The organism is Mucilaginibacter straminoryzae, assembly GCF_022953055.1.
GTDB classification, from domain to species: Bacteria; Bacteroidota; Bacteroidia; order Sphingobacteriales; family Sphingobacteriaceae; genus Mucilaginibacter; species Mucilaginibacter straminoryzae.
In genome coordinates this window covers 628,410-641,368 of the sequence record NZ_JALJEJ010000001.1, presented here as the reverse complement: position 1 = coordinate 641,368, position 12,959 = coordinate 628,410, and the positions used below count along the sequence as shown (strand labels likewise).

Below are 12,959 nucleotides of genomic sequence, written 5' to 3'. Positions count from 1 at the left end.
ATCAGATCAGCCTTGATCTGCCATCTCAAGATGGGTTTTATTCTTAGATTTAATTGGTGTCAAGCGGCGAGCGAGTCGCCGCTTGTTTTTTACCCAACAGCGGAATAAAATAACCTTGATGCGGTGCCCTACCTGAAGCATCAATTAGAAAACATTTGATCCTAAGAGAAAACTGCCCACAGGTTAATATTCATCTACTCACCCAATAAAATCAATCGTCAATCACTTCAGTCTTCGCCTTTGCGCCATTCCTTTTGGAGTTTAAGTATTCAGAAGGCGACATGTTATATTTTGCCTTAAACAGTTTTGAGAAATAGCCCGGCGTACCGAAACCTGTCATAAACGCAATCTCACGGATGGTGTACTGGCTCTTAGCCAGTAAAACAGCGGCCTTTTGCAATTTGATAGAGCGCACATATTCTACAGGTGCTAACCCGGTAAGTTCAAATATCTTGTTATACAGCGAACTGCGACTCATCGCCAGGTATTTACTCAACTCCTCGATCGAAAATTCCGGATCGTTCAGCTTCTCATCTACAAACTGCGCCACCTTGCTCAATAGCTTTTCATCCGGGGAATCAATCTGCACTTCGGGCTGAATGATCTGGATCTGTTTAGAAAACGTCGTCCTTAAATTCCTGTTGATCTTGATCAGGTTCGCTACTTTCGCGCTCAACACACTGAAGTTGAACGGCTTGTTCAAATAATCGCTCGCCCCGGTTTCCAACCCTCTTAACTGATCCTGTTCGCCGGTAAGCGCCGTGAGCACAATCACCGGGATAAAGCTGGTACGCTTATCGCTTTTCAACTTGCGGCACAGATCAATACCATTCATGTGCGGCATACTGATATCGGTAACAATCAGGTCCGGATGGCAGGATAATGCTTTCTGCCAACCTTCTTTCCCGTTTGAGGCCTCGTAAATGCGATACTGCCCTTTCAGGCTTTCCTTCAAATAAAACCTGAAATCGTCGTTATCTTCCACCAGCAAAACAGACTCTTGTTCCTGGGCTGCTACCGGGTTCAAATCTCCTGCATCGATGGATTCAGTTTGCTTCTCACCTACCGCTTCAGCAGGTTCATTAATGCCAGGCGCAGTCGCTGCAATATTCTCGAATGGAAAAACAAGTGTAAAAGTTGTTCCCTTGCCCGGTTCGCTTTCTAAAGCAATAGTGCCACCCTGCAATTCAACAAACTCTTTTGTGATAGACAACCCGATACCCGTTCCCTGATTTAGGATCACCTCAGAAGTATCGTGCTGGTAAAACCGTTTGAAAATATGCTGCTGCTGATCTGCCGGTATACCAATCCCGGTATCTGATATGATTACTTTTAGCGCATCCCGATCATCTGTAGTTTTGGCAGCCGACAGTTGAACAGCTATACTGCCTTCTGAAGGCGTAAACTTAAACGCGTTCGACAATAAGTTGAAGATAATACGCTCTATTTTATCATGATCAAAATTGGCAAAATAGCCATTAATTTCGCTACTGAACTTCAGCGCGATCTTCTTTCTTTCGGATAAATCCTGGAAAGAATTAACAGCTTCTCTAATAAACTCAACTACATCGCCCTCACTTAAATTCAGCCGAAGTTCGTGTTCCTCCATTTTCCTGAAATCCAGCAGTTGGTTCACCAGGTTGAGCAATCGCCTGGCATTCCTGTTGATCATGGTTACCTCGCGCGAAACCGATTTATCTGTTTGCATGGCCAGTAGCTTATCGGCAGGCGCCATTATCAGCGAGATTGGCGTACGGAATTCATGGCTCAGATTTGTCAGGAAGTTGATTTTAGCCATGTCCAGTTCGTGCATGCGGTTGGCCTCGCGTTTCTCTTCCTCAAGCGCCAGTTCCTGTTTAATTTTTTTGATACCCCGGTGCCGGATATATAACAACAAAGCAAGACCAAATGCGAAGTAAGCCAGGTAAGCATAAATTGTTCGCCACCAGGGCGGTAGAATTCTCACCGTTACCTCGGTAGGGGTCTGGCTCCAAACCCCTGCGCTGTTACTTGCGCGTACCATAAAGGTATAGGTACCGGGGTCTATATTGGTATAATACGCAGTTGTTGCTTTTCCCACGTTATTCCAGTCGCGGTCAAACCCTTTCAGCATGTACGCATATTGATCCTGGTGTGCATTGGTATAATTAACCGCCACATAGCTAATAGAAAAGTTTTGCCCGTAGGCCAGTTTTATTTCTTTTGCCAGGCTGATCTGCTTACTGATAGGGCTGTTTTCGCCTGCATAAACCTTATTGTTCGCTACGCGCAATTCTGTAAACATCACCGGCGGCACGTCCTTTACACTGCGCAGGTCGGCAGGGTCGAAATAATTAAATCCGTCGTTACCACCAAAAAACAGGTGCCCGTCAGCAGTCCTGATGCCCGAGCCTGTATTGAACGGACTATCCTGCACCCCGTTTTGACGAGAAAAAGTATTGAATTTTTTTGTCGCGGGATTAAAATTACTGATGCCCGCGTTGGTAGTCATCCAGAACAGACCTTGGTTATCCTCCAAAATCTTATGCACTACGTTATTCGTCAGTCCGTCTTTTTCTGAATAAGTAGAAACATGCTTTTTATCCGGGCTGAAAACGGCTGCCCCTGCGGCGGTGCCTAACCACATCTGCCCTTTGGTATCGCGCAAAATACAATTTACCACGTTGCTGTTTAGCTTACTGTTCCACTCATTATACTGGGTAACCTTACCCGTCGTGAGATTAAAAACGGTAACACCGGCACCGCTGGTGCCCACCCACATCTCGTTATTATTGCCAACTGCAATAGCACGGATAAAGTTATTCAACCCTAATTTTCTGGCACTAACAAATATATTCTCGTAGTTGGCGAACCCTTTTTTTACAGGGTCATAAATATCAATACCACCGCCATTAGTACCAATCCAGATTCTCCCCGCGGGGTCTTCTTCGATACAAAATATGTCATTTTGCGAAATGTGGTTCTTCCCTTCACCCGCAACAACCTGCTGGTAGTTGCCGGTACGCGGATCAAGAATAAACACGCCCTGCCGATAGGTACCTATCCAAAGCTTTCCATCCCGCGCGTATTTTAATGCCAATACCGAAATGCGGTCGCTTGAACTATTAGCAGGCCGGATAGTAAAAGACCTAAATAAACCACTTGCAGTGTTGAACAGTTGTACGCCACCATTATCCGTACCTACAAAAACGTTTTTTCCGTCGTATTGTGCAAATGAGGTAACCATGGGCGATTGTAAGCCCTGGGCATCAAAAGGGTTAGATACCTTGTGATTAAACAACGTCAGGTTCTTGTCGAATTTGTCCACCCCTCCCTGGTACGTCCCTAACCAATAAATTCCTTTTTTATCAATAAAAATACTCCGGATGGATTTATCTGAAATGCTAAACATTTCCCGTTGTTGCGGAGAAATAAGGGTAGACTTTAGTGTGCGCGTATTTAAAATAGCCAGCCCATCTTCTGTTCCTATCCATAGTTCGTTACCATCTGCAGCAAGTGAATAAATGATATTCCCGGTCGCGACTGATTTTTCGGAAGAAAGGGCAACTCGCGAAAAAGACCTGCCATCTTTATTTAACTGATTTAACCCGTTTGTTGTACCCAGCCAAAGCGTACCCGAAGGGTCTTGTTTAATTGCTTTAATAACATTCGAAGAGAGGGACGAAGGGTTGCGTTCGTCATGAAGGTACCGCTCAAACTGATTTCTTTTCTCATCGTAACGCAGTAAACCTGCAGACGTCCCCACCCACATGGTTTGCTTACTATCCTCATAAAGCGAAAGCGCAGTTACAAACGTTTCTGAATTAGGATAGATAGAGTTTAAGGTAAACAAAGAGGTTTTGTTCGCCTTAAAATCGATCACCCAAAGGCCTGTATAACTGGAAACCCATAACCTGCCCCGATGATCTTCTGCGATTGCTCTTATCGTTTCACTTTTTACACTTTTACCGAAACCGCAGCCGGTAAAGGCCTTAAATTTATCGTGAAGGCGATCATACAGAATTAACGCCCCTTCTGCACTGCCGATCCAAAGACGCCCCTCCTTGTCCTCGAACAGGCACATAATCTCATTAGCGGGGAAGCTCGATGGGTCATTCTCATGATGCCGGTAAACCGTGAACGTACTGCCGTCATAACGGTTAAGCCCGTCTGCCGTGGCAAACCACATTAAACCGTATCTATCTTTCAATATCCCGTTAATGGTATTGGATGACAGGCCGCTTTTTGTAGTTAGCGTGGTAAAATTGATATGCTGCCCCAACATAATGTTCGACAGCATTAGCAACAACGCTGTTAGGTAGATATATCTGTAAGGACGGCTATTATTAAACATTAAAAATACATTAGGCGCAGCTCGGCATTTTTTCCCGCTTCTATAGTTTAATCAGATGGAAAGCAAGGACTAAAACCGACCGTTAAATTGGTTATTACAAATATAAACTTAAAAGAAACATTGTGATATACCCCAAAAGGAAATTCCCTAACCCCCTCTGCGACCAGGCACAAAAGAATACGGATTGGAGCAGCAGTTAGTTCCGCAGGTTTATACTGATACAATATAAAAACTATTTATTAAATGTTTAAAGTACATTTAATAAATAGTTCGTTACAGAAAGTAACTTTTACTGGTCAGGGAATTACAGTGTAAAGCTTTCCTTTTTGAGTAGAAAGGTCATATAACCAGGTTTCGGGAAGGTGTAATGTTGAAACCGATTGCTGGGTATGGTTTAGCGCACGCGGAACGGCAGCGACTTTATAAAATGGGTTGGCATTTTCGTCTTTTGCCGTTTTAACCAGCTTACTAAATAGTTTTTGATTAACGCGCAGACGACAATTACCGCCCAGGGTAGAATAGACCTGAAGCTGGGTGATCTTTTGGTTCTGCCACTTCATATTTATCCTGAAGCCACCACGTGCCATTAACCCGCTTACGCTTCCTGCTTTCCCCCAGGCTGCGGGTAGCGCCGGAAGCAGGTAAATATCACCGTCATGGCTTTGCAGCAGCATTTCTGAAATACCGGATGTACAACCAAAATTACCATCGATCTGAAAGGGCGGATGGGCATCAAACATGTTGGGATACGTCCCACCTGCTTTCATTGGATTATTTTCCGCGGGGCTGATCTGATCTTTGATCAGCTTATAAGCATGTTCACCATCCAGCAGACGCGCCCATAAATTAATTTTCCAGGCCATTGACCACCCTGTAGAAACATCACCGCGGTAGATGAGTGACTGCTTAGCCGCTGCAAATAACTCTGGCTGCGCGAATGGCGAGATTTGATTAGCAGGGAACAAGCCATATAGGTGCGAAACGTGGCGGTGGTGATCAGTGGTGGAATCCCAGTCCTCCAGCCATTCCTGCAACTGCCCATATCTACCGATTTGCATGGGCGGCAGCCTTGAACGGAATTTGATCAATGTATCGGCAAACGCCTGGTCTGTATGTAAAACTTTAGCAGCCTCAATTACTGAGGAGAACAGGCCGAAAACCAACTGGTTATCCATCGTCGCCCCGGCAGTTACCGAAACCGCTTCCCCGCCGGTGTTCTGATATTCATGCTCCGGCGATACCGAAGGCGATACCACTAACCAATGATGATCCGGCTCTTCCTGCAACACATCAGTAAAGTATCGGGCAGCGTCTCTCATTAGCGGATAATAATCTCTTAAAAACTTCTCGTTGCCGGTAAACAGGTAATGCTCCCATAAGTGCTGGCAAAGCCAGGCATTTGCTGTAGGCCATAATCCCCAGAAAGCGCCATCAACAATGCCGGTAATCCGCCAGATGTCTGTATTATGATGCAGCATCCACCCTCTGGCCCCGTACATTTTAGTAGCTGACTCGCGCCCAGTAACCGATAGATCTTTTATCATTTGAAATAATGGCGTTCCAAGTTCGGTAAGTTGTGTTACCTCGCTGGGCCAGTAGTTCATTTCCGTGTTGATGTTCACGGTGTATTTGCTATCCCAGGCACCTTTCAGATCGCCGTTCCATATGCCTTGTAAGTTTGCCGGTTGCGAACCCGGTTGTGAGGAGCTAATGAGCAGGTACCTGCCAAACTGGAAATACAATTCAGCAAGCTGCGGGTCATCACCGTTCTGGAAGTTTTTTATCCGGGCATCTGTAGGTAGTTCAGTTGATTTTGTATCGCCAAGTTGAAGCGAAACCCGGTCGAAAAAGCGTTTATAAAAACCCTTATGCATTGCTTGCAATTGACTGAAGTTTTGCTTTTCCGCAGCATCAAGGGAAGCGATGGCACGTTTTTGTCCATCGGCAGAAAGGTCTTTATAATTTACAAAGTTGCTCCCAATCGCCAGATACAAAACAGCGGTGTCCGCATCGCTGATCCGGATACCTGTAGAATCTGCACTCAGGTTACCGCCGGTATTTTTCACCCGACTGATCACGCTGAACTTCACCTGTCCATGCTGATTTTCATGATCGCTGCCTTTCCCGGAAAGCTCAATCTGATTTTTACTGACTTTGAGCGACTGCTTCAAGGGGCTTTCGAGACTGATACGACACGATATTTTGCCGGGCTTATCGGCTGAAAGCCGTACCATCAGTACGTTATTGGTGAAGGATGTAAAGTATTCTCGCTTGTAATTGACTCCGCCAGAAGAATAGCTTACAGTTGCTGTCGCATTACTGATATCCAGATCGCGGTAGTAGTCGCTTACCTCATCCTGTCCCGGAAAAGCAATTTTCAGGTTACCCGCTATCTGGTAAGGCATCCCGCTATTGCCTTTCGGCCCCAGATGCTGATTAGCCAGTTGCTGTGCTTCTTTGTATTTCTTTTCTTTCAATAAAGTGCGTACCTGGGTGATGTATTTCGCCGCTAAAGAATCAACCGTATTGTTGGGCCCACCTGCCCATATGGTGCTTTCGTTTAGTTGCAACCGTTCTTCCGCCACCCCGCCGAACACCATTGCACCCAGGTGCCCATTGCCCAAAGGCAAAGCCTCGTTCCAATTAGCAGCGGGTTTGGTATACCAAAGTTTGTACCTCCCTTGTCCATTGCCCACAGATGCAAAGGCTAAGCTAAACAACAGGATAAACCCAATATTTCTGCAACTCATAGCTTTATCAGTTTAACAAAGTAAACATCGTTTTGCCTCATGTTCAATACCTTTTCGAAAGTACCTCCTGAGCCGATAGTTACCGTGCTAACCATCAGCGGAGCGCCGCTGTTGTTCTTTTTGATCGTTGCTACCTGTTGCAGGGTGAGTTGCGATGGCGAACCAAGATCATGATAGGTGGCGTAAACATCATTCACCCGGTAACCGGTCTGGTAAACCTCAACGCGGTATTTCCCGGCGGGCAGGTTGCGCAACTTTAACCGTGTACTGCCAATTGGCTTAGCCGGGATCAGCCGTTTATAAAAAACCTGGTTATTGGTAGAATCGCCCGGATGATCGATGGTGCAATCCCACAGTAAGGCCTGTACATTTCCACTTTTATCCTTGCAAATAATCGCGCTTGAATCGGCATTAGCTAACCGTTGCCCGCCCAATTCATTAAGAAATTTATACGCATAATAGGCCGGCTTTTTAATATCCTGGTAATTGATCAGCCCAAACCCTCCGTGAAAAGGTGTAGCGCGTGGCCCCTGTTCCTCAAATATATCGGTGAATGTCCAGTACGACATCGAATTAACGTCGTTAGCCGCACGGTTCACGGTATTTAAAATGTAAGCTGCTTCTTCGTACGTGTCGTGTATCGGGTCTGACGGTGTGTAAGATGTACTCCATTCTGTATAGTGCAGTTCCAGGCCCGGAATTGCAGAGTTGCTGATGGCCTTACGTGAACGCGCCATGTTATTGGCTACGCTGTTCTTATTGGGATTGATAATAGTGCCAACACGACCGGAAGTATCCAGGTAACCTTGTTTCACGCCGTAATCATGCGTGCTGATAAAATCGATAGGTACTTTGTTGGTAGAGCAGAAATTGATCAGATCTGGGATCCAGGCATTTCCGGCGCTGCCAGGGCCGCCTACCCTATACACTGCGTCAACGCTTTTAACTGCCGAGGCAGTTTCCCTGTAAAGTTTAAAATAGTCTTCATGGCTGCCGCTGAAAAATAAATTCCTCAGATTAGGTTCGTTCCAAACCTCAAAATACCACGTTTTTACTTCCTCCCGGCCATATCTTTCTGTCCAGTGCTTTACAAGGCTTCTAATCAGATCGTTCCATTTATTATAATCTTTCGGCGGGGTGATATTCCCTTTCCACCAAAATATCGTCTTATCGCCGCTTGCAAGCGCAGCGGGCATAAAGCCGATTTCAACAAATGGCTTCATTTTGATACTGATCAGGAAGTCGAACAATTCATCTATATACTGCCAGTTCAAAACAGGCCGTCCGCGTTCCTCACGGTATACCCCCATATCATCTGCCAGCAGACCATGAAAGCGGATGTATTCGAAACCACATTCCTGTTTCGCCATCCTCAACTGCCGTTGCCAGTCGGCCCGCAAACCTTCGTTTGCCCGGCCTGCGCCAACACATTTTAAGAAGTTACGATTAAGCGGACCGCTAATCTGTTTAAAATCGGCACTAATTTCCCTTGTTTTAGCAGGCTGTGCGCTTACCGTTAGGGTAATCCACACCGCTGCTAAAAGCGCAAAAAAACGTTTATTAAAATTCTTCATCATTTTTTATTCAGGTACAGATTTGGTTTGAAGACTGTGAAATCAAAAGATTTTTCGACCAACTCACGGCGTACTTCACTTTCCTTTTAACGAAAAAAACAAATGTTGCCGGGCTGCACAAGACCAATGATCTATTTTAAACATTCGTAGCATTAAAAAAACGATTTGTACCCGCACCAGCATCGCCGCTGCACTAATTTAGACCTGATTGCTTATCAAAAGGAACCTGTGCTGTAAGTGTGTAAACCTGCGCTTTTAACAGCATTAAAATGCCTATTTATTTATCATCAAAAAATGAGATACTTCTACTATCGGCTGGCCGGACTTTCGCTTGCCATGCTTTTTAAATTATCTACCATCAGTTATGGGCAGGCAGCCACTACAGACTCTGCCGCTTATTACAATAGCGTAAAAACATTTGTCAACCCGGTATTACCCGGCGACCATCCCGATCCTACGCTGCTTAAAGTAGGTGATGATTTTTACCATTGCGGATCCAGCTTTCACTTTAACCCTTACCTGCCCGTCTATCATTCAAAAGACCTGGTACATTGGGAGATCATCAGCAGGGTAGTTCCGGCTAAACATTCCGAAAAAATAACAGACCGCCCTTCAGCGGGTATCTGGCAGGGCGCAATCACGTATTTCTATGGCTCTTACTGGATTTATTTTTCGTCGAACGGCCAATGGTTTAGTAAGGCAAAATCCCCTCGTGGGCCATGGTCTGCCCCGGTGCAGGTGAAAACCCCGCAGGCAACAGGTCCGCTGGGATACGACAATTCGATCTTCGTGGATGACGATGGCAAACCTTATATGGTGATCAAGAACGGCCAGAAAGTGAACCGTTTGCAAGCCATCGGCAAGGACGGACAGCTTACTGATGCTGTGATTAACCTCGACTGGATTAACGGGAACCTGCAATACAGCTGGGCAGAAGGACCGGTAATGTGTAAACGCAACGGTTATTATTACTACTTCCCTGCAGGCGACGTTTCCGGCGGGCAATACGTACTACGTGCTACCGCACTCACCTCAGATTCTACCAAATGGGAGCGTTTGGGCAAATTCTTTAAACCCATTACGGACCCGAAAGCTACTTTTCGCAGCCCTAACCACATTGCCGCACCTGTCCAACTTGCCGACGGCACCTGGTGGACGATAGGTCAAAGCTACCAACGGAACAGTGAGGATGATTGGTCTGGTATGGGCAGGCAAACCGCCTTATATCGTGTGATTTGGGAAGGCGACCGCCCCTGGGGTGTGGCGCCAACCAGCAAACCCGAAGAACGGCCAAACTTGCCACAATCTGGCTTACATTGGAGAGCGGTATTACCTGACTATTTCGACGGCGATTCTTTAGGTCTACCGTGGCATTTCCTTACCCGCAGCGCCGCCGCCAATTACTCGCTTATCGCACGCAAAGGCTGGATCAGGCTGACACCGCAAAACGGCCGTACCCATGTTGTTCAGAAAGAAACGGATCATTACTATACCGCTGTAACCAAAGTAGATTTTAACGCTGCAGATACGGCTGCCAAAGCCGGTATTTATTTAACCAGCGGTAATCAAAAGGTAAACGTAAGGCTGTTTACTACCTTTAACCAGCAAAAAGAAATTGTTTTTGCATTGGATACCGCCGTTCGTGTTGTGCCTAACAAAGCGGGTAATACCGTTTGGTTAAAAATCACCCGTAATTGGCATACATTAAGTGCTTACTACAGCGCTGATGGTAAAAACTGGATGTCCGTCGGCTCACCAATAGATGCCCGGCCGCTTGACAAGGTTCAGCCGAACTACAATTCTTGGGTGGGTACCAGCCTGGGCTTATTTGCAGAAGGCAAACCTGCTGACTTTGACTTCTTCTCCTGCAAGGATGGCGAGTCTGAAATACCGGCCTACGGCTACAGCAATTACTACGGTGTGGAAACGGTGGAACATTTAAATCAAAAAACTGCGACCAATACCTCTGCTTTGGGCGGTTGGTTAATGATCTCTGGCGTAAACCTGGGCGCAGTAAATTCGCCTTCTACTGGGTTACAATTAACAGCAGCCGTATCAAAAGATCAAAAAGTAGAAATATGGCTGGATGACATTACAACAAAAAACGGTAAATTGATTGCTGTTGCAGAGCTGAAAGCCAAACAAACCGGTAGCTGGCAAAATATTTCAAAAGCGATAAAAGCGGTATCAGGCAGCCACGATGTATTCATCAAATTTGCGGCCGGCAAACCTGGTTCGCTCTTTATCAAAAGCTTAAAGTTCGATAAAAAGTAACTGCTTATAGAATTAAAACAAACTTATCACCATAAACCATGAGAAGATTAATTTTTACCGCATTGGCCGTCATCGGCCTCGCCACAGGAGCCGGCGCGCAGGATATGGCTAAACATTCTCCTGCCGGGTTTGATTCGCTTCGTATCAATATTCCCCACGGAAAGATTGACACGATTACCTATCCCTCTAAAACGGTGGATACCACCCGCCGGGCGTTGGTTTACACGCCACCAGGTTATTCAAAAAGTAAAAAATACCCGGTGCTTTACCTACTGCACGGTATAGGCGGCGACGAATTTGAGTGGCTGAATAATGGGCACCCGGAAAGGATACTGGATAACCTTTATGCCGAAGGTAAGCTAGTGCCTATGATTGTGGTATTACCCAATGGTAGGGCGATGAAGAATGATCGCGCGACCGGTAATATTATGGCGCCGGATAAGGTACAGGCATTTGCAACCTTTGAGCAGGACCTGCTTAAAGACCTGATCCCTTACATCCAGAAAAAGTACCCTGCACTAACGGATCGCGAGCATCGGGCCGTAGCTGGACTTTCTATGGGGGGCGGGCAATCTTTAAATTTTGGCCTCGGGAACCTGGATAAATTCGCCTGGATCGGCGGATTTTCTTCTGCACCAAACACCAAAAGGCCTGAAGAATTATTACCCGACCCAGCCGCTGCTAAAAAACAGCTTAAATTGCTTTGGATCTCTTGCGGGGATAACGACAACCTAATCTCGTTCAGTAAACGTACCCATGATTACCTGGACAAGTACGCCGTACCTCACATTTTCTACATTGAGCCCGGCGTACATGACTTTAAAGTTTGGAAGAACGATTTGTATATGTTTTCGCAATTACTATTCAAGCCGGTTAATGTCGCGTCTTTTCAAAAAATGACCGTTCTGGGCATCCCGGCTACTACCAATATCCGCTCTTCAAGATATCCGCAGATACTTCCTGATCATCGGGTAGCTTTCCGTATCAAAGCCCCGAATGCCCAGAAGATGCAGATAGATTTAGGCAAAAAGTACGACATGACCCGCGATGCAGAAGGATTCTGGACAGTAACGACAGATTCTATCGGCGAAGGGTTTCATTACTATTCGCTTATCATCGATGGCTTGCCTGTGGCAGATCCATCAAGCGAAACCTTTTACGGGATGGGTAGAATGGCAAGTGGTATTGAGATACCATTTACCGGTGGCGGATATTACGATCTGAAAGACGTACCACACGGCGACATCCGGATTAAGAATTACTATTCGACAGTAACCAACAGCTGGCGCAGGCTTTTCATCTACACCCCACCGGGTTATGATGTAGACCAATCGCAGAAATACCCTGTTTTATACCTGCTGCATGGCGGCGGCGAAGATGAGCGCGGATGGGCCACGCAAGGGAAAACTGACAATATCCTGGATAACCTGATAGCCGAAAAGAAAGCCCGCCCAATGCTTATCGTTATGGCTGATGCAAATATTGGCACCGGCGCCTTCAGTGATAATCCATTAAAGATGTTTGAAGCAGATTTAAAGAAAAGCATTATTCCTTTTATAGATCACAATTACCGCACAGAAACCGATGCCAAAAACAGGGCATTAGCCGGTTTATCTATGGGCGGTATTCAAACGCTTTACAGCGGTATTTATAATACAGACTTATTCTCTTACCTGGGCGTATTTAGCTCTGGCTGGATACAGCCGGCACAAAGCGCTATTGCCGATGCACAGTATGATTTTCTGCGAAAAAACCAGGAAAAGATTAAAAACAATCTAAGCCTGTTATGGATTGCCATGGGCGGAAAGGAAGATATTGCCTACAAGAACTGCCAGACCATGCTGCACCAATTTGATGATCTGAAGTTAAAATATACCTACTATGAATATCCGGGAGGCCATACCTGGCCGGTTTGGCGCAATCACCTATATAACTTCGTGCCTTTGATATTTAAGAATTAAGGTATAAATCCTACATAATATCTAACGCAAAAGCCGGTATCGCACTCAGCAATACCGGCTTTTGCGA

The 12,959-nt window shown here is 45.9% G+C and carries 5 protein-coding genes; 2 read left to right on the top strand and 3 right to left on the bottom strand.

Annotated elements, in window-relative coordinates; translation table 11 throughout:
- Positions 1–211 precede the first annotated feature (211 nt).
- From MUY27_RS02770 to MUY27_RS02760, 3 genes are all read right to left on the bottom strand, one after another.
- Positions 212–4,279: a hybrid sensor histidine kinase/response regulator transcription factor gene (locus MUY27_RS02770; RefSeq protein WP_245128444.1), complete on the bottom strand. Its 4,068-nt coding sequence runs from the start codon at positions 4,277–4,279 to the stop codon at positions 212–214.
- Positions 4,280–4,629: 350 nt separating this feature from the next.
- Entirely contained in the window at positions 4,630–7,083 is a 2,454-nt protein-coding gene (locus MUY27_RS02765) for a glycoside hydrolase family 95 protein (RefSeq protein WP_245128443.1), read from the bottom strand.
- Positions 7,080–8,660 carry a GH39 family glycosyl hydrolase gene (locus MUY27_RS02760; RefSeq protein ID WP_245128442.1) on the bottom strand — a complete coding sequence of 527 codons (1,581 nt, stop codon included), beginning with the start codon at positions 8,658–8,660 and terminating at the stop codon, positions 7,080–7,082. Before MUY27_RS02760 ends, MUY27_RS02765 begins: the two co-directional genes overlap by 4 nt.
- Positions 8,661–8,951: 291 nt before the next feature.
- Between MUY27_RS02760 and MUY27_RS02755 the strand changes: the two genes are divergently transcribed.
- A complete protein-coding gene (locus MUY27_RS02755; protein WP_245128441.1) occupies positions 8,952–10,931 on the top strand; it encodes a family 43 glycosylhydrolase in 1,980 nt (659 codons plus the stop codon).
- A 38-nt stretch (positions 10,932–10,969) separates the two neighbouring features.
- Positions 10,970–12,892 carry an alpha/beta hydrolase-fold protein gene (locus MUY27_RS02750; protein WP_245128440.1) on the top strand — a complete coding sequence of 641 codons (1,923 nt, stop codon included), beginning with the start codon at positions 10,970–10,972 and terminating at the stop codon, positions 12,890–12,892.
- The last annotated feature ends 67 nt before the right edge of the window (positions 12,893–12,959 follow it).

Bases quoted from the DNA above. Each gene is read 5' to 3' on its own strand.
- MUY27_RS02765 (WP_245128443.1), bottom strand. From the start codon at position 7,083: ATGAGTTGCAGAAATATTGGGTTTATCCTGTTGTTTAGCTTAGCCTTT.
- MUY27_RS02750 (WP_245128440.1), top strand. From the start codon at position 10,970: ATGAGAAGATTAATTTTTACCGCATTGGCCGTCATCGGCCTCGCCACA.
- MUY27_RS02770 (WP_245128444.1), bottom strand. From the start codon at position 4,279: ATGCTGTCGAACATTATGTTGGGGCAGCATATCAATTTTACCACGCTA.
- MUY27_RS02755 (WP_245128441.1), top strand. From the start codon at position 8,952: ATGAGATACTTCTACTATCGGCTGGCCGGACTTTCGCTTGCCATGCTT.
- MUY27_RS02760 (WP_245128442.1), bottom strand. From the start codon at position 8,660: ATGATGAAGAATTTTAATAAACGTTTTTTTGCGCTTTTAGCAGCGGTG.